The sequence below is a fragment of the Nigerium sp. genome (assembly GCF_039811905.1).
Taxonomy (GTDB): domain Bacteria; phylum Actinomycetota; class Actinomycetes; order Propionibacteriales; family Propionibacteriaceae; genus Propioniciclava.
The window spans coordinates 1-22,057 of sequence record NZ_JBDHZL010000027.1; the positions used below are offsets into that span (position 1 = coordinate 1).

Genomic DNA, 22,057 nt, shown 5'->3' on the forward strand with positions numbered 1-22,057 from the left:
CGCCGCCCGCGCGGCCGCCTCCTCACGGGCCGCCTTCTCGGCCGCGGCCTTCGCCGCCGCCCGCCGCCGCGCCTCGGCGAGCGCCGCCTGCCGGGCAGCCTCCCGCTCGGCCGCGATCTGAGCCTGGATCTGCTTCTGCAGCCGCGCCTCCTCGGCGCTGAGCTGCCGGTAGCGCGCCTCGTCGGCGGCCAGCTCGCCCTGCGCGGCGGCCTTGTTCTTCTCGTTCGCGGCGACCAGCGTCGCCACGCGGGCCGCCTGCGCGGACGCCGATGCCTCCAGCCCAGCAATCACCTTCACCTGGGCCGCCGCGGCGGCCTTGTCGGCCGCGACCTTGCGCTCCACCTCGGCCTGCCGGGCCTGAGCGGCGCGCAGCGCGACGAGGGCCTCGTCGAGAATGCGCTTCTGATGCGATTCGGCGTCGAAGATCGTGGTGCTCCACTGGACGCGCTGGGCGAGGTCGGCGGTCGATTCGCTGCCGAACATCACCGACACGCCCATGAGGTCGGATTGCTGCTGGAATTGCTCGCGGGCCGACTCGCCCATCACCCGGCGCTGCTCGTCGACCTTTTTGATTCCGGCAATGGTCGCGGCCTTCGCGGCCGCCAACTCGGCCTGCTCCACCTTCAATTTCGCCGCCAATTCCGCATCGTAGGCGCGGGCCGCGGAAAGCTGCGAACGAATGTCGTTCAGACGTGCCTGTGCGGCGTCCAATTCGCTTTGGGATTGCAGGAGTTTATCGGTGGCGGATTGCACCTGCGATTGGGACGCCGCGACGTCGCCGGCGGCCGAGCGCTGCTGCGCCTGGATGGCCGCGGCCCGCTGCTGCTTGGCCTTGACGGTGTCACCGATGGCGGCGGGACTGGCGACGCCCACTGTCAGGGCAACAACGGTCACGCCCAGACCGAGCCGGACGCCCGCCCGTCGTAGCGGTGAACGGCGGAGGTAAGTGGCCTCGTGCACAGTCGTTTCCCCAATCATCTCGGTGAGAGCGACCGGCCGGAGGCGTCAAACCTTGAGGTACCTCCGGGTCGCGATCAACGTGGGGATAATAGAGAGAACAACCGCCACGGCCACAAGTACCACCATGGCGATAACGACGTGATTCCAGTCCACCCACGGCACAGTCTGAATGCTGGGTCTAGCTTTTCCGAGGATCACGAACTGCTCGAGGGCCGCCAGAGTGCCGTTGGCCAGAAGCGCGCCGGCCAATGCGGCGATCAGAGATTCCAGCAGGAACGGAGCCATGATGTAGAAGTTGCTGGCGCCGACCAGTCTCATGATGCCCAACTCGCGCCTTCGCGAAAACGCGGCCATGCGGATCGTGTTCCCGATCTGCAACGCGGCGGCCAACAACAGCAACGCGGACGCCCCCACCGTCAGGGCCTGGGCCAGGTTCATCCAGCCGAACAGGGGCTCCAGGTACTGCCGCAGGTCCTGCACGGCCTGGACGCCCGGCATCCCCTCGACCGCGGAACGCACCCCCTGATATTCCTCAGGGTTCTTGAGCTTGATACGGAAGAGATCCTGCATATCGGACGCCCGCATCGTCCCAAGAATAGAAGAGTCCTTATAAACTTCTCGGAATTCCTCGTACACCTGATCTTTGCTCTGGTAAAAGACGGTCTGCACCTCGGCATTCGACTCCAGGGCAGCGCGGACGGCGTCCTTCTGGGCCTGGGTCGCGTCCTGGCCCGGGTCGCAGTTCTGACCCTGGGACGCCGCGGTGCACAGGAAGACCGTGAGCTCGATCCGGTCGTACCAGCGGCCCTTGATGAGGTCCACCTGCTGGGCGGAGAGGACCCCGATGCCGAACAGCGACAGGGAGACCCACATCGTCACGACCACGGCGAGGGTCGCGGTGAGGTTGCGGCGGAGTCCGGAGAAGGTCTCGGACAGTGTGTGGCGCATCAGCTTCCTTCTTCTCTCGGCGTCGGGCGGCTAGGAGCCGTACACGCCCTTGCTCTGATCGCGGACGACGGCCCCATCGACCAACTCGATGACGCGCTTGCGCATCTGGTCGACGATCGTCGAATCGTGGGTGGCCATCACGACGGTCGTGCCGGTCCTGTTGATGCGGTCGAGCAGCTTCATGATGCCGACGCTCGTCGCCGGGTCGAGGTTGCCGGTGGGCTCGTCGGCCAGCAGGATCGGCGGCCGGTTGACGAACGCCCTGGCCAGCCCGACGCGCTGCTGCTCGCCGCCGGAGAGCTCGTCGGGGAGGCGATCCTCCATGCCGGACAGGCCCACCATCTCGATGGTCTCGGGGACGGTCCGGCGGATCACCGAGCTCGGCTTGCCGATGACCTTCAGCGCGAACGCGACGTTCTGATACACGTTCTTGCCGGGGAGGAGGCGGAAGTCCTGGAACACGATGCCCACCTTGCGGCGCAGCCGCGGGATGCGCCACGACGGCAGGCGTCCGACGTCGCTGCCCGCCACGTACACGTGCCCGCGCGTCGGCCGGTACTCCCGCAGAATCAGGCGCAGGAACGTCGACTTGCCCGACCCCGACGCGCCGACGAGGAAGACGAACTCCCCCTTGTCGATCCCGACGTTCACGTCCCTGAGCGCCTGGTGCGTCTGCCCCTCATACGTCTTGGAGACGTCCTGGAATTTGATCACGGTGCTTCCCGGTGTCGACGACGGTGCATCGCCGGGCTCCCCCGGACGACCGTCACCGAGCATAGGTTGCGCATGATTCGGCGAGCACGAGGCGCGCCCGTCGTGGGACAGGATGGCGACTCTTAGTCCGCATCATCTGGCCGGACGCCGGCGGCGTCCGATCGGGAAAGCCTGGGACGCCGCCCGCACCCGCGTGCGGGCCGCTGCGACCCGGGCGGCTACTCGGCGTCGGCGCGGCGACGCCAGCGGATGCCGGCGTCCAGGAAGCCGTCGATGTCGCCGTCGAAGACGGCGTCGGGGTTGCCAACCTCGTAGTCGGTGCGGAGGTCCTTGACCATCTGGTAGGGGTGCAGCACGTAGCTGCGCATCTGGGAGCCCCAACTGTTGCCGCCGTCGCCCTTGAGGGCGTTCATCTCGGCCTCGCGGTCGCGGCGCGCCTTCTCGAGCAGCCGCGACTGCAGGACGCGCAGGGCGGCCGCCTTGTTCTGCAACTGGCTCTTCTCGTTCTGACAAGACACGACGATGCCGGTCGGCAGGTGCGTGATGCGGACGGCCGAATCCGTCGTGTTCACCGACTGGCCGCCGGGGCCGGAGCTGCGGAACACGTCGACGCGGATGTCGGCCTCGGGGATGTCGATGTGGTCGGCCTCCTCCGTGACCGGCAGCACCTCCACGCCGGCGAAGCTCGTCTGGCGGCGGCCCTGGTTGTCGAACGGGCTGATGCGCACCAGGCGGTGCGTGCCCTGCTCGACCGACAGCATGCCGTAGGCGTACTGCTCGCGGATCGTGAACGTGGCCGACTTGATGCCCGCCTCCTCGGCGTAGCTCGTGTCGTAGACCTCGCTCGGGTAGCTGTGGCGTTCGGCCCAGCGCAGGTACATGCGCAGCAGCATCTGCGCGAAGTCGGCGGCGTCGACCCCGCCGGCCTCGGAGCGGATGGTCACCATCGCGTCCCGCTCGTCGTACTCGCCCGACAGGAGCGTGCGCACCTCGAGCGCCTCGATGTCGTCGGACAGCTTGGCGGACTCCCGCTCGGCCTCCGCGAGGGAGGCCGAGTCGCCCTCCTCTTCGGCGAGCTCGACCAGGACGCCGAGGTCGTCGAGCCGCTGGCGAAGCTTCTCGACGCGCTCGACCTCGGCCTGCAGGCGCGACAGTTTCGAGGTGACGCGCTGGGCGTTCTCCTGGTCGTCCCACAGGTCGGGGGCCGAGACCTCCTGCTGAAGCTGCGCGATCTCCGCCTTCTTGCGGGCGGGGTCGACGACGGCCTCGATGGAGGTCAGCGACCTGTCGAGCGCGGGAATCTTCTCCAGGATGTCTGCGGCTGCCACGAAGGAAGAGCCTACCCTGCGAGTGCCGCAGGAGGCTCACCCGCGTGGGCCGCCGCTACACCTGGCTGCACTCCTGACCGGCGGCCTTGTCGAAGTGGACGAACGCGGCACCCTCGGCGTCGTTGACCGCCACCGAGCGGGCGCCGTCGCCGACCAGGCCGCGGCAGATGGCGAGGGCGTCGTCCACCCGGCGGTCGCGGCTGCGCCCCTCGATGGACGTCCGCACGACGTAGTGACCCGGGGAGGCGATCGTCGCCTTCTTGATGTAGCGCCCCGAGCGTCCGGCAAGCTTCTTCGCCTGCGACGTGACCTCGTAGCCCTCGTCGCTGTCAGCGGCTGCCGCCACCACAGACGGGCTCTGCGACGACGGCGTGGTGTTGGCGGTCGCGCAGCCCCCCAGCAGCGCGATCGGGAGCAGGGCCCAGACGATCCTGCTATTCATGATGCGTTCTCCATCCGTTACGCGTGTGGTCCACCCCGATGGTGTCCCGGCGAAGGTCCAGACCCGAAGGGGTGACACGAGGGGGTTGGTACGCGTGACAAGGGGTGATGCACCGCGCGGCGGACGGCTGGCGTCCCTATTTCTGGGGACGCCGAGGGCGCCGGCGGGCGCGCGGGCCTGAGGGGATGCTTAATCCCCCTCGCAGTAGGGGTCGTCCGGGTGGCTCAGGCAGTACTCGTGGGACCGGTAGGTGCCGTGCTTCTTCTGGTACTCAAGGCGGTCTTGGTCGGTATCGCGGCACTTCCCACCGGAATACGCGCCTCCCTTGGCCTCGCACCTGAGTTGCGCCTTGCTCGCAGCACCCACGCAGACCTCTAACTCCATGTGACCGCCCTTGGCCTCGCATTGACGAGACTTCTTCAGGTACGCAAGCTGACCCTCGAACCTCGCCCGGTCAGCGGCCTTGGAGGAGCAGTGGATCAGCTTTCCCGTCACGCCGTCGTACACGGGGTTTGCAGACTTGCCACACGCCGCGACCGCGGCCCGGTAGTTGCGCTGGAAGGCGGTGAGCTTGCTCTTCTTCGTCGCGGTCGAGGGTGCCGCGTCCGCGCGGGTCGCCTTCGTCGTTCTCTCGGACGCCGTCGCGGGCCGGGGGGTCTTCACCGGTGCGGAGGGGGTCGGGCTCGGCGCGGTCGGAGGCGCCGGGCTCGCGACGATCGACGAGGGACTCGCCTCGGGGACGGACGCCGGGGGTGCGGGGGCGGACGAGCACCCGCCCAGCACGAGGGTGAGCGTGGCGAGGACGCCGAACAACCGTGAAGACATAGGAAATACCTTATGGTCCACACGGGCCAGACCGACCGTTGGCGTCGACCTCGACGACCGGCCCGCCACTTCGCAGACGAAAACCGACCTCGCGCGTGTTGCGGCACGCGCGAGGTCGGTTTTCGTCTGCGACGTGAGGACAACGTCTGCGAGGTGGGTTCGGCGGCGGCGTCCAGGCGAGGCCGACGTGTTCCGAATGAGGCGACGGGCCTACACTGCCGGGGTGTCCACGTCAGTCCTGCCGAAGCGGCCCTCACGGCGTCCTGACAAGGGGACCAACCCGCTGACGTGGGCGGTCCCGGCCGCACTCGTGTTGACCGTTGTGGTCTGGCTCGTCGGTGAGCAGATCCACCGCACCGACCTGCTGCCGGACGCCGGGGCGTCCTGGTACTACTGGAAGCTGCCCGAGCCCACCGTCTGGACGCGGCTCTCCGCGTGGGGCGGGTACGTCGCTCACCAGCTCGCGATGTGGGGCCTCATCTTCTACGCGCAGACCCGTGTCGGCCGCTACACCGGCGGGCTGCACCGCATCAACGTCGTGGCGCTGGGCGTGAACGCGGCGTTCATCGCCGCGCACCTGGCGCAGAGCGTCCTCTTCTACGACGGTCTGGCCCAGGACGTCTCGATCTACAGTTCGCAGGGGTCGGTGATCCTGCTGCTGGTCGTCGTGCTGCTGATGGAGAACCGGCGCCGCGGCCTGTTCTTCGGCCGGGCCGCGCCCCTGCCACGCCGGGTGATCGACGTGGCCCGGCGCTACCACGGCTACCTGTTCAGTTGGGCCGCCGTCTATACGTTCTGGTATCACCCCGCCGAGAACACCCAGGGTCACCTCATCGGGTTCTTCTACATGTTCCTGCTGCTCATCCAGGGCAGCCTGTTCTTCACGCGCGCCCACACCAACCGCTGGTGGACGCTGACGCTCGAGGCGCTCGTGCTCGTCCACGGGGCGCTCGTAGCGGTCATGCAGGCGGGGCCGACGGGCTTCTGGCCGATGTTCTTCTTCGGGTTCCTCGGCGTCTTCGTGATCACCCAGATGCACGGGGTCGGGCTGACGCGGCGCACCCGGTGGCTGATCGGCGGCGGCTACGTCCTGGCGGTCGTCGGGGTCTACTCCGTGCGCGGCTTCGCCAAGATCGACGAGATCGTGCGCATTCCGATCATCGAGTACGCGCTGGTGGTCCTGTTGGCGCTGCTCGCGTGGCCGATCGTCGCGCTGACGGACGCCGTGGGCGTCCGTCGGTCGCGAGCGGCGGCCCGGGTGTCGCGAGCAGCAGGACGGGAGTCCCGCGCGGTGGGCGCCGAGACTGATCAGGGGTCGGTCGGGCCCTGACCGGCGGGTGCGGCGACCACGTAGGGTGGGCGGCGGGCCCACTCGGGCCCTTCGATTCGCGAGGAGGCGAAGCATGGCAACACGCAACGGCAGCGCGGTCTGGAAGGGCGATCTGAAGTCCGGCACCGGCGAGGTGACGGTCGGCAACGGCGTCTACCAGGGCAATTACTCGTTCAAGTCCCGCTTCGAGGACGGCGACGGCACCAACCCCGAAGAGCTCATCGCTGCGGCCCACGCCGGCTGCTATTCGATGCAGCTCTCCGCGATGCTCGCCGAGGGCGGCCAGACGCCGACGAGCGTGGAGACCTCCGCGGTGTGCAGCCTGCGCAACGTCGACGGCAAGCCGACGATCACCAAGATCGAGCTGACCACGGTCGGCGAGGTGCCGGGGCTGTCCGAGGAGGAGTTCCAGCAGACGGCCAAGGAGGCCAAGGAGGTCTGCCTCATCACCCGCGCGCTGGCCGGCGTCGACGACATCGAGCTCACCGCGAGCCTCAAGGGCTGACGGCGTCGGGCTTGCTGGCGACGGGGCCGGCCGATGGGTGACCCCGTGGTTCACGCGGTGGGCGCAGAGGGACTCGAACCCCCGGCCGCCTCCTTGTAAGGGAGGAGCTCTGCCAACTGAGCTATGCGCCCGCAGCCGCGGCTGGCGCGGCGCCCCCATTGTGGCAGGGGTCGAGCCGACCGGGAAACGCGGCGCTCAGAGCCAGCCGTTGTCCGTCGCGGTGCGGAGCGCCTCGGCGCGGTTGCGGGCGCCGAGCTTGCCGATCGCGCTGCTGAGGTAGTTGCGGACGGTCCCCTCGCTGAGGAAGGCCGCGTGCGCGATCTCGGCGGTCGACGCACCCCCGGACGCTGCCGCCAGCACCTGCGCCTCCTTCTCGGTGAGGGGCGACGGACCGATCGACAGCGACGCGATCGCCAGTTCCGGATCCACCACCCGCAACCCGGACGCGGCCGCCCGGATCCCCTCGACCAGCCGCTCCGCCGGGGCGTCCTTCACCATGAACCCGATCGCGCCGGCCTCGATGGCCCGGCGCAGGTAGCCGGGGCGTCCGAACGTCGTGACGATCACCACGCGCGCCCCCGGGGACGCCGCGAGCAGCGGCGCGACGGCGTCGATGCCGTCCTCGGCGCCCAGCCCGCCATCGGGCATCTGGACGTCGAGCAGCACGACGTCCGGACTCGTCTGCCCGGCGACGGCGACCGCCTCGGCGCACGTCCCGGCTGTCCCGACGACCGTCAGGTCGTCCTCGAGGTTCAGCATCGTGGCCAGCGCCGTCCGGATCATCGCCTGGTCGTCGGCCAACAAGACCCTGATCATGACTCCCCCTCCGGAAGGCTCGCCCGGACGGTCGTCCCGCCCGGCCCCGACTCCACCTCCAGGACGCCGCCGGCGTCCGACAGCCGCGCGCGCAGTCCGGCGAGCCCGGACCCGGACCTCTCCCGCAGCCCGAGGCCGCGGCCGTCGTCGGCCACGGAGACCGTCCGCTCGCCGGTGTCGATGCGGCACGTGGTCGCCCCCGCGTGCCGGACGACGTTCGTCACCGCCTCCCGCACCACGTAGCCGAACAGCTCGCTGGCCGCGTCGTCCAGCGGCGGCAGCGCGGTCGGCGCCTCGCAGGCCAGGCCCGCCGCACTCAGCACCGACCGCGCGGAGGCGATCTCGGTCGCCAGCCGCACCTCCCGCATCCCGGACGCCGTCGCGCGCACGTCCGCCAACGCCTGCCTCGTCACGCGGGCCAGGTCGCCGATCTCCGCCTCGGCGGCCGCGGGGTCCCGGCTGACCAGGCGCTGCGCCAGGTCGGCCTTCACCGCGATCGTCGTCAGCGAGTGCCCGAGGATGTCGTGCAGGTCGCGGCCGATCCGCTCGCGCTCGGCGGCGACGGCGAGCACCGCCGTCCGGCGCTCCTCGCGGCGCAGCGCCGCCCGCGTGTGCTCCAGCTCGAGGCCGAACCCGATCGAGAAGCCGAGCCCCGCGCCCATGATCGCCATCACGATCGCGAACGGCTCCTGCGCCACTGCGCCGAGCCCGACGCCGCCCACGACCAGCACCAGCAGCAGCCAGCGCGCGACCGGCCAGGCGATGAGGCACGCCGCGGACGACGTGACGAACGGCAGGTAGTAGACGGGCTGCGCTTCGTTGCCCGTGATCTGGGCCATCGCGACCAGCGCGAGCATCAGCCCGGCCAGCCACAGCCAACGCGCCCACTCGGGCCAGTGCGCCACCACGGTCGAGCCGAGGAAGAAGGCGGCAATGGCGACCGTGTCGGCCAGCATCAGGCCGACGCGCCAGGGCTCCAGGGCACCCGCCGCGTAGTACAGCGGGATCAGCAGGAACAGGACGCTCGGCAGGAAGTACCCGGCCCCCTGGGCGATGGCTCGCCGGTACCAGGGCAGGCCGTCGGCCGCCGGGTCATGGCCCGGGGCCGGGGCCGAGCCGAGATGGAGTGCAGGCATGGTCGCCGATCAGCGTCGCGAGGTACGGACGGCCCGACGGTAGCCCAGGATGCCCAGCCCCACCAGCGCGGCGCACCAGACGCCGATCGTCGCGACACCCTGCCACGGGAACGCGCCGCCCATGACCGGCCACTGGCCGAGCTGCCCGGCCCAGTAGGACGGCAGCAGGCGTCCGATGCGCTGCAGGAACTCCGGCATCATGTCCAGCGGGAACCACAGCCCGCCGATCATCGAGAGCGCGAGCATCACCAGGGTCGTCGCGGCGCCGGCGGTCTGCGGCTTGAACCACAGACCCAGCACGACCCCGAGCAGCACCATGGGCAGCAGGGCCGCCAGCAGGACGCCGAACGTGGCCGCCCACGTCCCCACCGGCATCCGGACGCCGCGCGCCACCCCGCACAGAAACACGGCCACGATCGCCGGCGCGACCGCGAAGACCGCGGCGATCACCTTCGCGACGAAGAACTCCAGGGGCGTCAACGGGGTGATCATCAGTTGCCGGAACCAGCCGGTGCTCCGCTCGGACTGGATCTCCGCGCCGGCGCTCATCGCCGCGCCGAGCCCGCCGTAGGCGGCCATCGTCACCATCATCACGGCCGCGACCGTGACGCCGCCCTGGGCGATCTGGTCGCCGTAGATGCCGGCGAAGAACAGGTACATCGTGGTCGGCAGCGCGATGACGAACGCGAGGAACGACCAGTCGGTGAGCGTCCGGCGGACGCTCGAGCGCGCGTACGACAGCAGCCGGCGCGCGCGTCCGGAGCCGGGCGCGGGACGCCGCGAGGCCTCGGTCGGCGCGGCGGCGGATTCGGGGGTCAGGGTGGTCATGAGCGTTTCTCCTGGTGGGATCGGGGTGGGTCAGGCGACGAGCTGAAGGAAGGCGTCCTCGAGGCTGGGCGAGGCGACCTCGACGGCGTGCACGTCCGGGTCGGCGAGCAGGGCGCGCAGGGTGGCGTCCGAATCGCTCGAGTTCAGCAGATACCGGACGCCGCGGCGCTCGGCGCCGACGACGCCGGGCAGCCCCGAGTAGTCACGCTCGGGGCCCTCGAACGAGACGTGGCGGCCCCCGACGACGGCCTTGATCTGCGGGCCCGTCCCGTCGGCCGCGACCCGGCCGTCGTTCAGCACGACGATCCGGTCGGCGAACTCGTCGGCCTCGTCCAGGTAGTGGGTCGCGAAGACGACGGTGCGGCCGTCCGCGATGAGGCCCTCCATGGCCGCCCAGAAGCGGCGGCGGGAGTCCACGTCCATGCCGACGGTCGGCTCGTCGAGCAGCAGGAGGCGCGGGTCGGGCATGATCGCGAGCGCGAACCGGACGCGCTGGGCCTGGCCGCCTGAGAGCCGGCTCGTCGACGCGCGGAGAAACCCCTCGACGCCCGAGCGCTCGATGACCTGCTGGAGCGGCAGCGGCCGGGCGTGCAGACCGTGGACGGTGCGCAGCAGGCCGGCCACCGACGTGTCAGGCAGCAGGGCGCCGTTCTGCAGCATCGCCCCGACGTCGCCCGACCGGACCGCCGCGCGCGGCGAGCGACCGAAGATCCGCAGCTCGCCGGCGTCCGGGCTGGTCAGGCCCAGGATCATCTCGGTCGTCGTGGACTTGCCGGCCCCGTTGGGGCCGAGGAGGGCCAGGATCTGCCCGGCGGGGACGGTGAGGTCGAGATGGTCGACGGCCGTGAGGCGTCCGAAGGTCTTCGTGAGCCCGGAGGCCGCCACGGCGGCGCTGGTGTTCTGCATGACTCCATCGTCGCGAGGGCGGCACCCGGGGGTCAGGGGGCGTCGTCACGACCTGGAGATGACAACTGTCACCCGGACGCCCGCCGCCCTAGTCAGGCTCGAAGATCTGCTCGATCGGCAGCTCGAACACCGCCGCGATCCGGAACGCCAGGGGCAGGCTCGGGTCGTACTTGCCCGACTCGAGGGCGTTGACGGTCTGCCGGGAGACGTCCAGACGCTCGGCGAGCCCACCCTGGGTGAGCCCGTCGCGCGCCCGCAACTCCTTCAGCCGGTTCTTCACCCGCGCCTCCGGACGATCACCGACCCGATCGCCCAGCAGCCGGCGTAGATCACCCACACGAACATCCAGTTCAGCGGCGGCGCGCCGACCGTCTGCATGATGCCGTAGGTGAACGTGAGCAGCGACCCGCCGCCGAAGCCGATCGCCAGCGCGCGCGTCAGATCGCGCGACTGCAGTTCGTCGGCCTCGGAGGCGTACCTGGCCACCGCCCACACGACGCCCACCATCGCGGGCACGGGCAGGGCCATCGCGGCGAACCGCCACGGCGAGTCCCCCAGCGTCCGGGCGATCGCGATGCCCACGAACAGCAGGACGACGTAGGACGCCATCGCCACGGCGAACCGGACGACGTACCGCCGCCCCGCCTTCCGGCGCTCCAGCGCGCTCACGCCGCCACCGCCGCGAACAGCAGGGGCAGGCCCAGCCCGACCACGTCGGCGAGCCAGTGGCCGATGATCAGCGGCCAGAGGCGTCCGAACTTGCGGGCCAGCAGGCCCAGCAGCAGGCCGCCGGCGAAGGTTGCCGCGAACCGGACGACCGCCGCCTGCGGGTTGCCCCACGCGAACACCACGTGCTGCAGGCCGAAGAAGACCGCCGTCACGACCAGCCCGGCGAGCGAACCGAGCCGGGCCGACCACCGCGGCTGCAGGTACCCGCGGAAGAGCACCTCTTCGGCGAACGCGATCGTGACCGGCATCAGCAGCGTCGCCCACAGGCCGAACCACACCGGGACGCGGAACCCCTCGCCGCCCGCCGGCCTCGGCGGCGCGCCGCCGTACATCAGCAGGTTGCCGGCGTAGGTGACCGCGAGCAGGACGATCATCAGCCCGAGCGCGATCAGCAGCCCCCAGGCGACGTCCGCACCCCGGAAGCGCCCGATGACGCCCCGCAGCGACTGCCCGTCGCGGGCCAGCAGCCGGACGACCACGAGCAGGGTCAGCACGTCCACCCCCACGATCGCGACGTTGAGGCTCAGCGGGCCCCACGTCGCGGCATGCGCGACGCCCAGGGTGCGCAGGGTGAGCGAGACTGCGCCGAGCGCGAGCAACAACAGGGCGGGGCGCAGAAGGGAGAGCCCGGCGAGCGCCGGGATCGAAACACCATGGGACGCCGCGGGCTTCGCCGGGCGGATCTGCGTGTCGGTCATACCCCTAAGGTAAAGGTCGCTTGACAGCCAAGTCAAGCGTGCTTGACATAATGTCCAGCGAACTTGACTCAGCGGCGCCCGCTGCGCGGCCGCACCACCTTCTGCGCGAGCCAATCGTCGGAGACCTTCACCGGGTTGGCCAGCGACAAGCCGGCCGTGGCGGACGCCTCGTTGATGTCGGCCGCGTCGACGTAGCCGGCTCGCCCCACCTTGGGGGTCATGAGCCAGACGCACCCAGCCTCGCCGAGGTCGCGCAGGGCGTCGACGAGCCCGTCCACCAGGTCACCGTCGTCGTCGCGCCACCAGAGCAGCACCGCATCCACAGCCTCGAGCGGGTCCTCCACCATCTCGGCATCGATCGCGTCCATGATCGCGTCGCGCAGGGACTCGTCGACGTCAGAATCCCACCCCAGTTCCTGCACCACGTCGCCCTGCTTCAGGCCCATCGCAACGATGCCCCGGGCCTTCTTACCCCCGGGTCCCGTTGAGCTACCCACGCGTACTCCTCCGCCCCTTCGTCCAGCAGTGCCCCCAAGCCTGCCAGACAATCAACCCGGTTGGGCAGAGCCTCCGCGCCACAACACCACATCCGGACTTGTGAAAAGACGGCGAGGGCGGCCCGATCGGACCCCCTTCGCTCGGCTCAGCCGGCGTCCTTAGGCGTCGCCGCCCGCGTTACCGGAGGAACCCGCGTTCACATTGAGCAGGTCGTACTTCTCCGCGGCCTGCCGGGGCAGGTCGGGATCGAGCTCGCCCGACTCGGCCAGCAACTGCATGGCGCGCACTGCGATCGACGGGCCGTCGATGTGGAAGAACCGCCGGGCCGCTGCGCGGGTGTCGGAGAACCCGAACCCGTCTGCGCCCAGCGAACCCCACTGCTGCGGGACCCACTGTGCGATCTGGTCCTGCACCTGGCGCATGTAGTCCGACACGGCCACGACCGGGCCCGGACGCCCCTCCAGCCGCTGGGTGAGGTACGGCACGCGCTGCTCGGCGTCGGGGTGCAGGAACCGCTGCTCGTCGCACTCCATCGCATCGCGGCGCAGCTCGGTCCACGACGTCACCGACCACACGTCGGCGACGATGCCCCAGTCGTTCTTGAGCAACTCCTGGGCCTCCAGCGCCCACGGGACGCCGACGCCGGACGCCAGCAACTGCGCGCGACGCGCGTCCTCGCCCACGCCCTCGGTCGAGCCCTCCTTGAGCAGGTACATGCCCTTGAGGATGCCTTCGACGTCGACGTTCTCCGGCTCGCGCGGCTGGACGATCGGCTCGTTGTACACCGTGAGGTAGTACATGATCTCCTCGGGATCGTCGCCGTACATGCGGCGCAGGCCCTCCTGCATGATGTACGCGATCTCGTAGGCGTAGGCCGGGTCGTACTGGACGACCGCCGGGTTCGTGGCCGCCAGCATCGGGCTGTGCCCGTCCATGTGCTGCGTGCCCTCACCGGTCAGCGTGGTGCGGCCGGCCGTGGCGCCGAGCATGAAGCCCTTGGCGAGCTGGTCGCCCGCCGCCCACATCGCGTCGCCGGTGCGCTGGAAGCCGAACATCGAGTAGAAGATGTAGATCGGGACCATGGGCAGCCCGTGCGTCGCGTACGACGTGCCGGCGGCAGTGAACGCGGCCACCGAGCCGGCCTCGTTGATGCCGAGGTGCAGGATCTGCCCGGTCTTCGCCTCGCGGTACGACAGCATCAGCTCGTGGTCGACAGGCGTGTAGTTCTGGCCGTGCGGGCTGTAGATCTTGATCGTCGGGAAGAACGAGTCCATGCCGAACGTGCGCGCCTCGTCGGGGATGATCGGCACGACGTGGGGCGCGAACTCCTTGTCGCGCATGAGGTCCTTGAGCAGACGCACCCAGGCCATCGTGGTCGCGATCTGCTGGTGCCCCGAGCCCTTCTTGACGCTGGCGTAGGCCTTGTCGTCGGGCAGCTTGAGCTTCTTGGTCCAGCTCGTGCGGCGCTCGGGGACGCCGCCGCCGAGCACGCGGCGACGCTCGAGAGCGTAGGCGATGCGATCGTCGGACGCCTCCGGCCGGATGAACGGCGGCTCGTACGGGTTCTCCTCGAGCTGCTGGTCGCTGACCGGCATGTCGAGACGGTCGCGGAACTGCTTGAGGTCGTCGAGCGCGAACTTCTTCATCTGGTGGGTCGCGTTGCGCCCGGCGAAGTGCTGGCCGAGGAAGTAGCCCTTGATCGTGTGGGCGAGGATGACGGTCGGGGCGCCGGTGAACTTCGTGGCCGCGTCGTAGGCCGCGTACACCTTGCGGTAGTCGTGGCCGCCGCGGGTCAGGTGCCAGATGCGGTCGTCGTCCCACCCCTCGACCATCTTCTCCGTGCGCGGGTCGCGCCCGAAGAAGTGATCGCGGACGTACTTGCCGTCGTTCGCCTTGAACGTCTGGTAGTCACCGTCGGACGTCGTGTTCATCACGTTGACGAGCGCGCCGTCCTTGTCCTTCGCGAGCAGCTCGTCCCACTGGCTGCCCCAGACGACCTTGATCACGTTCCAGCCGGCGCCCCGGAAGAACGCCTCGAGCTCCTGCATGATCTTGCCGTTGCCGCGCACCGGGCCGTCGAGGCGCTGCAGGTTGCAGTTGACCACGAACGTGAGGTTGTCGAGCTCTTCGAACGCCCCCCACTGCAGGGCGCCGCGGCTCTCGACCTCGTCCATCTCGCCGTCGCCGAGGAACGCCCAGACGTGCTGCTGCGACGTGTCCTTCAGGCCGCGGTTGTGCAGGTACTTGTTGAACTGCGCCTGGTAGATGGCGTTGATCGGGCCGATGCCCATCGAGACGGTCGGGAACTCCCAGAACCAGTCCATCTGATGGGGGTGCGGGTAGCTCGGCAAAGCCCGGATCTTGCCGTCCACGATGTGGCTCTTCTCCTGGCGGAAGCCGTCCAGGTCGGCCTCTTCGAGGCGTCCCTCGAGGTAGGCGCGCGCGTATATGCCGGGGCTCGCGTGACCCTGCCAGAAGACCTGATCGCCGCCGCCCGGGTGATCCTTGCCCCGGAAGAAATGGTTCAGGCCGACCTCGTACAGCGTCGCCGACGACGCGTAGCTGGAGATGTGGCCGCCGACGCCGATGCCGGGCCGCTGCGCCCGGTGCACCATGACCGCGGCGTTCCACCGGACGAGGCGCCGGAACTTGCGCTCCAGATCGACATCGCCCGGATACCAGGGCTCTTCTTCCGGCCCGATGGTGTTGACGTAGTCGGTCGCCGTCAGCGACGGGACGCCGAGCCGCCGCGAGCGTGCCCGCTCCAGCAGCTTGAGCATGACGTAACGGGCGCGGTTACGCCCCGTCGCCTCGATCAGCCCGTCGAGAGACTCAAGCCATTCGGCGGTCTCTTCGGAGTCGATGTCGGGGAGATTCGTGGGGAGGCCGTTGAGGATCGGTCCCGCCTTGTCGCTTCGAGGCACGCGGCGTCCTTTCTCGCTGTTTCTCGATGGTGAGAAGTTCGGTGCCCATCCTCGCGCATCCGGGGACGTTCCGCCACGACGGAGTGTAGGAATCGGGCGCTCCGGCTAGAGCGTAGCCCACTGCAGCAGCCTCTCGAGAGGCCACGTGTTGATCACGCGCTCGGGCCCGATGCCGGCCCTCTGCGCGCGTGCTGCACCGTACGCCTGGAACTCCAGTTGGCCCGGGGCGTGCGCGTCGGTGTCGATCGCGAACAGGCAGCCGACCTCGGACGCCAGCGCGAGGAGGTCGTCCGGCGGATCGCACCGCTCGGGGCGGCTGTTGATCTCGACGGCGACGTCGAACTGGCGGCAGGCCTCGAAGACGACCTCCGCGTCGAAGGACGACGGCGGCCGCGTGCCGCGGTCGCCGGCCACGAGGCGTCCGGTGCAGTGACCCAGGACGTTGGTGCGGGGGTTCGCGATCGCCGTGACCATGCGCCGCGTCATCGCCGCGGCGTCCATGCGCAGTTTGCTGTGGACGCTGGCGACGACGACGTCGAGGCGGGCCAGCATGCGGGGGGCCTGGTCGAGGCTTCCGTCGTCGAGAATGTCGGTCTCGATGCCGGAGAGCACCCTCAGGTCGAGCACCGCGTTGAGGTCGGCGATGAGCTCGAGTTGGGCCGTGAGCCGCTCCGCGTCGAGGCCGTGCGCGACCGTGAGGTGCGGCGAATGGTCGGTGACCACGCAGTATTCGTGCCCGAGCGCCTGGGCGCAGAGCATCATCTCCTCCACCGAGCTCGACCCGTCCGACCAGTCGGAGTGGGTGTGCAGGTCGCCGCGTAGGTCGGCCAGCAGGGGCACCTCCCCGGGCACGAGCGGTTCCCGCGCGGCCCGCAACTCGGCGAGGCGGCCCGGCACCTGGCCGGCCACCGCCTGGGCGATCACGGACGCCGTCGACGGCCCGATGCCCGGCAACGACGACCAGGCGCGGGCGGCGTCCACGTCGGCCCGGCGGGCAGGATCGAGACCCTCCAGGACGCCGGCGGCGCGCCGGTAGGCCTGGGCGCGCCGCGCCTGGCCGCCGGTGCGCTCGAGGAGGTAGGCGATCTCGCGCAGGGCCCCGATCGGGTCGATCACGGGGACAGCGTAGTCACCGGGCGCGACTCCTCCGCGGACCATTAGGCTGCCCCAGACAGCGAGGAGGTTCCTGATGAGCGCCAAGTCCCCCGCGTGGGTTCCGGGCCCCCGCGCCCGTGCTGCCGTGTTGAAGCGGCTGGCGGCGGCGTCCGCCGAGATCACGACGCTCGCGCTCGCCACGATGGCCGAGCGCTACCCCTGGTTCAACGAGCTGGACGCCGAGAACAGGGCGTCGATCACGCTCGTCGTCCGGGCGGGGGTGGACGGGTTCGCGGACTGGTTCGCCGAGGGGGCCATGTCGACCGGGCCGGTCAACATCTTCCACGGGGCCCCGCGCTCGCTCATGCGGTCGATCACCCTGCAGCAAGCGGTGGCGTTGATCCGGGCGACGGTCGACACGGTCGAGGAGCAGATCTCGGCGGTCATGCCGCGCGGCGACCGGACCGTCCTCGAGACGGCGATGCTCCACTACTCCCGCGAGGTCGCCTTCGACGCGGCGGAGGTGTACGCGCGCGCCGCCGAGTCCCGCGGCGCCTGGGACGCCCGCCTCGAGGCTCTGGTCATGGACGCCGTCATCCGCGGCGAGGTGGACGAAGGCGTCCTGGCGCACGCGTCCACGCTCGGCTGGCGGCCGCGCTCGTCGGTGGCCGTGGTCATCGGCGACCTGCCCGACCGGGCGGGGGTCGGCGAGGAACTCCGGCACCTCGCGACGCGCCTCGACCTCGACATCCTTTCCGCGCCGCAGGGCGACCGGCTGGTCGTCCTGCTGGGCGGGCCGTTCGACGACGATCACGGCGCGCTGGACGCCTCCACGCGCCTCACGGACGCCTTCGGCCCCGGTCCGATCGTGGTCGGGCCGGTGGTCGACGGGCTGGGCCGGGCGGTCAAGAGCGCCCGCGCCGCCCTGTCCGGACGCCGCGCCGCGCCCGCCTGGCCGGGCGCGCCCCGGCCGGTCGCGGCGTCCGCCCTGTTGCCCGAGCGCGCGCTCGCCGGCGACGGGCACGCCCGGCGCGCGCTCGCCCATTCCGTCGTCAGGAGGCTCGACGAGCACGGGGGCGACCTGCTGGAGACCCTGGAGACCTTCCTCGAGGCCGGCACGATCGAGGCGACCGCGCGGGGCCTGTTCATCCACGCGAACACCGTCCGCTACCGGCTGGGCCGCATCGCGGACCTCACCGGCTACGACCCCCAAAGCCCGCGGGACGCCTACGCCCTCCGCCTCGCTCTCACCCTCGGACGCCTGCTCACCTGAGCGGTCAACCCGCCCTGACACGGGCGTTTCCTCACCTCGCAGACCGGGCGCCGCCGCCCGGCGGGGACGCCCGACACCCGCCCACAAGAGGGACACGTGTCTCCGGCGTTTTGTAGAGTTCCCACAAAACACAGCCGCGAAACTTTGTCGTGCCAACCCCCGCAGGGGTGACCGAAAAGCGAAAGAGTGTGAACCGTGTTAGCCATCGTCGCGCCCGGCCAGGGCGCTCAGACCCCCGGATTCCTGAGCCCGTGGTTGGAGGAGAGCACCTTCGCCACCCGGCTCGCCTGGTTGTCGACCGTCGCCAACCTCGACCTCGTGCACTACGGCACCGAAGCCGACGCGGAGACCATCCGCGACACGGCGATCGCCCAGCCGCTCCTCGTGGCCGCGGGAATGCTCACCGCCCTCGAGCTGTTCCCGTCGCCCGCCGACGGGTTCCGCCGCACCGGCGTGGCCGCGGGCCACTCGGTCGGCGAGATCACCGCCGCCGGCGCGGTCGGCGTCCTGTCGGCCGAGCAGGCGATGGTGTTCGTCCGCGAGCGCGGCAAGGCGATGGCCGAGGCGTCCGCGCTGGAGCCGACGGGCATGTCGGCCGTCCTGGGCGGCGACCCCGAGGAGGTCCTGGCCGCGCTCGACAACCTCGGCCTGACGCCCGCGAACAACAACGGCTCGGGCCAGGTCGTCGCGGCCGGCTCGCTGACGATGCTCGCGAAGCTGAAGGAGAACCCGCCGGCCAAGGCGCGGATCATCCCGCTCAGCGTCGCCGGCGCGTTCCACACCCAGTACATGCTCCCCGGCAAGCAGCACCTCGAGAAGCTCGCCGGCGCGATCACGACCCACGCCCCGCGGACGCGGCTGCTGTCGAACGCCGACGGCCAGGTCGTCCAGTCGGGCGACGAGTACCTCCAGCGCCTGGTGAACCAGGTCACCCTCCCCGTCCGGTGGGACCTGTGCATGCAGACCATGACCGACCTTGGCGTCACCGGCCTCCTCGAACTGCCCCCGGCCAAGACGCTCACGGGCATCGCGAAGCGCAACATGAAGGGCGTCGAGCTGTTCACCCTGAACACCCCCGACGACCTGCCGGGCGCCGCCGACTTCGTCGCGCGGCACAGCGACCTCGAAGAGCATCACGCCCGCACCACGAACATGCCGTGGCTGATGGTGGTCTCCCCCGCCAAGGGCGAGTTCCAGCGCGCCGACGGCCTGGCCGACGGGGCCGACCTCGAGCCCGGCGCGGTCATCGGGTCGGTCGCGAACCTGCGCGAGTCGATCCAGGTCCACGCCGAGAACGGCGGCCAGGTCACCGAGTGGCTCGTCGAGCCCGGCGACCTCGTCAGCCCCGGCCAGCCCCTCGTCCGTCTCTACCCCGCCCAGGAGATCTGATCGTGACCGACATCAAGGCCAGCACCGGCAGCCCCTTCGCGCGCATCTACGGCATCGGCGCCTACGTCCCGTCGCGGGTCGTCGACAACGCGGAGATGTGCACCTACATCGACAGCTCCGACGAGTGGATCCAGCAGCGCACCGGCATCGCCGAGCGCCGCTGGATCGGCGAGGGCGAGACCGTCGAGCAGATGGCGGTGGACGCCGCGAAGCAGGCGATCGAGCAGGCCGGCATCAAGCCCGAGCAGGTGGACGCCGTCATCTGCTCCACCGTCTCCCACTTCCTGCAGACCCCGTCGCTGGCCACCAGCGTCGCCACGAAGATCGGCGCGAACGGCGCCGCCGCCTTCGACATCTCCGCGGCCTGCGCGGGCTTCTGCTACGGCATCGCCCAGGGCGAGGCGCTCGTGAGGGCCGGTTCGGCGCACTACGTCGTCGCGATCGGCGTCGAGGCGCTCTCCCTCATCACCGACATCCACGACCGCTCGACGGCGTTCCTGTTCGCCGACGGGGCGGGCGCCGCCGTGATCGGGCCGAGCGACACCACGGGCATCAGCCCGGTCGTGTGGGGCTCCGACGGCTCACAGGCCGAGGTCATCACGATGACCCGCGACTGGCCGCAGGCGGTCGAGGAGGGCAAGCCCTCCCAGGTCTACATGGAGGGCGCGGCGGTCTTCCGCTGGGCGACCGGCTTCATCGCGGACGCCTCCAAGCGCGTTCTCGACGAGGCGGGCCTGGCCCCCGAGGAGTTGGACGTCTTCGTCCCGCACCAGGCCAACAACCGCATCACGGACTCGATGCTGCGGCACCTGAAGCTGCCGAAGCACATCAAGGTCGCGCGGACCATCAAGACGCACGGCAACAACTCGGCCGCGTCCATCCCGACCGCGATCGTCGGCATGTACGAGTCGGGCGAAGCCAAGAGCGGCGACCTGGCCCTCATCATCGGGTTCGGCGCCGGCCTCGTCTACGCGGGCCAGATCATCCGTCTGCCCTGACACCCACCCACGCTTTCCGGCGTCCCGCCGGAGAAGTACCTAGCAGTAACAACCGAAGGAGAAAGAAACATGGCCACCACCGAGGAGATCCGCCAGCAGCTCGCCGAGCTTGTGAACGACGTCGCCGGCGTGCCGGTCGAGGACGTTCAGCTCGACAAGTCGTTCGTCGATGACCTCGACGTCGACTCGCTCGCGATGGTCGAGATCATCGTCGGCTGCGAGGAGAAGTTCGGCGTCACCATCCCCGACGAGGACTCCAAGAACCTCAAGACCGTCGGCGACGCCGTCGCCTACATCGAGTCGCACCAGTGACACCCGCCGGACGCCCGGCCAGCCCGGGCGTCCGGGCCCACCTTTCTTCGAACCCAACTTTTTTCCCGATCAACAATCCGCGGAGGATCAATGACTGACGTTGTCATCACCGGCATGGGCGCGACGACGCCGCTGGGTGGCGACCTGGCGTCCACCTGGGACGCGATGAAGGCCGGCCAGTCCGGCGTCATCCGAATCCCGCACGACTGGGCGGACGACCTGCCCGTCAAGATCGCCGGGTACGTCAAGGTCGACCCCTCCGAGGTCATCGACCGCGTGAAGGCGCGTCGCCTCGACCGCGCGGCCCAGTTGGCCCTCGTGGCCGCCCGCGAGGCCTGGGGTCACGCCGGCTATGGCTTCGGCGAGGAGAACACCGTCGACCACGAGCGGCTCGCCGTGGCGATCGGCTCCGGCATCGGCGGCCTGCACACCCTGCTGGGGATGTGGGACGTCCACAAGGAGCGCGGGTTCCGCCGCGTCTCCCCCTTCACGATCCCCATGCTGATGGCGAACGCGTCCGCGGCGAACGTCGGCCTGCTGGTCGGCGCGGCGGCGGCGTCCTACTGCCCGGTGTCGGCGTGCGCGTCGTCCAACGAGGCGATCTCGCTGGCCGTCGATCAGATTCGGCTCGGCCGCGCGGACGTGGTCGTGGCCGGCGGCGCCGAGGCCACGATCCACCCCCTCCCGCTGGGAGCGTTCGCCCAGATGCAGGCGCTGTCGCGGCGCAACGACGACCCGGCCGGGGCGTCTCGCCCCTGGGACAAGGGCCGCGACGGGTTCATCCTGTCGGAGGGCTCGGCCGTCCTGGTTCTGGAGAGCCTCGAGCACGCGCAGGCGCGCGGCGCGACGATCTACGGCACCGTCGCGGGCGCGGGCATCAGCAACGACAACCACGACATCGTGCAGCCCGACCCGACCGGGCACGGGCAGGCGTCCGCCATGATCAAGGCGCTCCGCGAGAGCGGGCTGTCGGCGTCGGACATCAAGCACGTGAACGCGCACGGCACGTCGACCCCGCAGGGCGACGTGACGGAGGCCCACTCGATCCGGCAGGCCCTCGGGTCGGCGACGGACGACGTGGTCGTCACCAGCACCAAGTCGATGACCGGGCACCTGCTCGGCGCGGCGGGCGCGCTCGAGTCGATCGCGACGGTGCTGGCGCTGCACGAGCGCTCCGTCCCGCCGACGATCAACCTGCACGATCCCGAGGAGGGCCTCGACATCGACATCGCGGCCAACGAGGCTCGTGCGCTGCCCGAGGGCGACCTCGCGGCGATCAACAACTCGTTCGGCTTCGGCGGGTCGAACGTGGCGGTCGCGTACACGAACGCGAACATCAACTGATCGACCGGGTGGGCGGGCGACCCCGCCCACCCGGCTTCGCCCTGCCATCACCGCACGAT

General features: G+C 70.3%; 22 protein-coding genes, 1 tRNA gene and 1 pseudogene. 7 read left to right on the top strand and 17 right to left on the bottom strand.

The genetic code is table 11. From position 1 onward, the window contains the following. From WMJ97_RS06915 to WMJ97_RS06940, 6 genes and pseudogenes are all read right to left on the bottom strand, one after another. Positions 1-960: pseudogene (locus WMJ97_RS06915) on the bottom strand (hypothetical protein); the annotation flags it as partial. A 45-nt stretch (positions 961-1,005) separates the two neighbouring features. Continuing rightward, entirely contained in the window at positions 1,006-1,908 is a 903-nt protein-coding gene (ftsX, locus tag WMJ97_RS06920; RefSeq protein WP_347348250.1) for a permease-like cell division protein FtsX, read from the bottom strand. 30 nt (positions 1,909-1,938) lie between these two features. Next, positions 1,939-2,622 carry a cell division ATP-binding protein FtsE gene (gene ftsE, locus WMJ97_RS06925; RefSeq protein WP_347348251.1) on the bottom strand — a complete coding sequence of 228 codons (684 nt, stop codon included), beginning with the start codon at positions 2,620-2,622 and terminating at the stop codon, positions 1,939-1,941. Between the two features lie 218 nt (positions 2,623-2,840). Beyond that, positions 2,841-3,950: a peptide chain release factor 2 gene (gene prfB, locus WMJ97_RS06930; protein WP_347348252.1), complete on the bottom strand. Its 1,110-nt coding sequence runs from the start codon at positions 3,948-3,950 to the stop codon at positions 2,841-2,843. A gap of 55 nt (positions 3,951-4,005) precedes the next feature. Then, positions 4,006-4,392: a hypothetical protein gene (locus WMJ97_RS06935; RefSeq protein WP_347348253.1), complete on the bottom strand. Its 387-nt coding sequence runs from the start codon at positions 4,390-4,392 to the stop codon at positions 4,006-4,008. A gap of 189 nt (positions 4,393-4,581) precedes the next feature. Next, the gene (locus tag WMJ97_RS06940; protein ID WP_347348254.1) at positions 4,582-5,217 is read right to left on the bottom strand and encodes a hypothetical protein; all 636 of its coding nucleotides are present in this window, start codon (positions 5,215-5,217) and stop codon (positions 4,582-4,584) included. A gap of 223 nt (positions 5,218-5,440) precedes the next feature. Here WMJ97_RS06940 and WMJ97_RS06945 point away from each other — a divergent pair, with 223 nt between their 5' ends. Both WMJ97_RS06945 and WMJ97_RS06950 read left to right on the top strand, forming a co-directional pair. Next, the gene (locus tag WMJ97_RS06945) at positions 5,441-6,547 is read left to right on the top strand and encodes a hypothetical protein (RefSeq protein WP_347348255.1); all 1,107 of its coding nucleotides are present in this window, start codon (positions 5,441-5,443) and stop codon (positions 6,545-6,547) included. A 73-nt stretch (positions 6,548-6,620) separates the two neighbouring features. Next, positions 6,621-7,052 (top strand): OsmC family protein, encoded by a 432-nt coding sequence (locus tag WMJ97_RS06950; RefSeq protein WP_347348256.1) that lies wholly within the window; start codon positions 6,621-6,623, stop codon positions 7,050-7,052. Between the two features lie 58 nt (positions 7,053-7,110). Here the strand turns inward: WMJ97_RS06950 and WMJ97_RS06955 are convergent. The 11 genes from WMJ97_RS06955 to WMJ97_RS07005 all read right to left on the bottom strand — a co-directional run bounded on the left by WMJ97_RS06955 (position 7,111) and on the right by WMJ97_RS07005 (position 16,703). After that, positions 7,111-7,183, bottom strand: a tRNA-Val gene (locus tag WMJ97_RS06955). A gap of 64 nt (positions 7,184-7,247) precedes the next feature. After that, positions 7,248-7,868, bottom strand: a complete 621-nt coding sequence (locus WMJ97_RS06960; RefSeq protein WP_347348257.1) for a response regulator transcription factor — start codon at positions 7,866-7,868, stop codon at positions 7,248-7,250. Further along, complete coding sequence (locus tag WMJ97_RS06965; RefSeq protein WP_347348258.1) at positions 7,865-9,004, bottom strand: sensor histidine kinase; 1,140 nt, start codon at positions 9,002-9,004, stop codon at positions 7,865-7,867. Before WMJ97_RS06965 ends, WMJ97_RS06960 begins: the two co-directional genes overlap by 4 nt. A 9-nt stretch (positions 9,005-9,013) precedes the next feature. Next, positions 9,014-9,832, bottom strand: a complete 819-nt coding sequence (locus WMJ97_RS06970; RefSeq protein WP_347348259.1) for an ABC transporter permease — start codon at positions 9,830-9,832, stop codon at positions 9,014-9,016. Between the two features lie 30 nt (positions 9,833-9,862). Further along, the gene (locus WMJ97_RS06975; protein ID WP_347348260.1) at positions 9,863-10,738 is read right to left on the bottom strand and encodes an ABC transporter ATP-binding protein; all 876 of its coding nucleotides are present in this window, start codon (positions 10,736-10,738) and stop codon (positions 9,863-9,865) included. A gap of 88 nt (positions 10,739-10,826) precedes the next feature. Then, positions 10,827-11,018 carry a helix-turn-helix transcriptional regulator gene (locus WMJ97_RS06980; RefSeq protein ID WP_347348261.1) on the bottom strand — a complete coding sequence of 64 codons (192 nt, stop codon included), beginning with the start codon at positions 11,016-11,018 and terminating at the stop codon, positions 10,827-10,829. Continuing rightward, entirely contained in the window at positions 11,015-11,407 is a 393-nt protein-coding gene (locus WMJ97_RS06985; protein WP_347348262.1) for a hypothetical protein, read from the bottom strand. Before WMJ97_RS06985 ends, WMJ97_RS06980 begins: the two co-directional genes overlap by 4 nt. Continuing rightward, entirely contained in the window at positions 11,404-12,165 is a 762-nt protein-coding gene (locus tag WMJ97_RS06990; protein WP_347348263.1) for a CPBP family intramembrane glutamic endopeptidase, read from the bottom strand. Before WMJ97_RS06990 ends, WMJ97_RS06985 begins: the two co-directional genes overlap by 4 nt. A 68-nt stretch (positions 12,166-12,233) precedes the next feature. Further along, complete coding sequence (locus WMJ97_RS06995; protein ID WP_347348278.1) at positions 12,234-12,611, bottom strand: DUF3052 domain-containing protein; 378 nt, start codon at positions 12,609-12,611, stop codon at positions 12,234-12,236. Positions 12,612-12,821: 210 nt separating this feature from the next. Continuing rightward, a complete protein-coding gene (gene aceE / locus WMJ97_RS07000; RefSeq protein ID WP_347348264.1) occupies positions 12,822-15,587 on the bottom strand; it encodes a pyruvate dehydrogenase (acetyl-transferring), homodimeric type in 2,766 nt (921 codons plus the stop codon). 105 nt (positions 15,588-15,692) lie between these two features. Then, complete coding sequence (locus WMJ97_RS07005; RefSeq protein WP_347348265.1) at positions 15,693-16,703, bottom strand: PHP domain-containing protein; 1,011 nt, start codon at positions 16,701-16,703, stop codon at positions 15,693-15,695. A 73-nt stretch (positions 16,704-16,776) separates the two neighbouring features. Here WMJ97_RS07005 and WMJ97_RS07010 point away from each other — a divergent pair, with 73 nt between their 5' ends. The 5 genes from WMJ97_RS07010 (at position 16,777) to WMJ97_RS07030 (ending at position 21,998) form a co-directional block, all read left to right on the top strand. Continuing rightward, entirely contained in the window at positions 16,777-17,955 is a 1,179-nt protein-coding gene (locus WMJ97_RS07010; protein ID WP_347348266.1) for a helix-turn-helix domain-containing protein, read from the top strand. A gap of 195 nt (positions 17,956-18,150) precedes the next feature. Then, a complete protein-coding gene (locus WMJ97_RS07015) occupies positions 18,151-19,344 on the top strand; it encodes an acyltransferase domain-containing protein (RefSeq protein WP_347348267.1) in 1,194 nt (397 codons plus the stop codon). A 2-nt stretch (positions 19,345-19,346) separates the two neighbouring features. Next, complete coding sequence (locus WMJ97_RS07020) at positions 19,347-20,342, top strand: beta-ketoacyl-ACP synthase III (RefSeq protein WP_347348268.1); 996 nt, start codon at positions 19,347-19,349, stop codon at positions 20,340-20,342. Between the two features lie 69 nt (positions 20,343-20,411). Then, the gene (locus WMJ97_RS07025; protein WP_347348269.1) at positions 20,412-20,654 is read left to right on the top strand and encodes an acyl carrier protein; all 243 of its coding nucleotides are present in this window, start codon (positions 20,412-20,414) and stop codon (positions 20,652-20,654) included. A 90-nt stretch (positions 20,655-20,744) separates the two neighbouring features. Continuing rightward, entirely contained in the window at positions 20,745-21,998 is a 1,254-nt protein-coding gene (locus WMJ97_RS07030) for a beta-ketoacyl-[acyl-carrier-protein] synthase family protein (protein ID WP_347348270.1), read from the top strand. Positions 21,999-22,057: the final 59 nt, after the last annotated feature.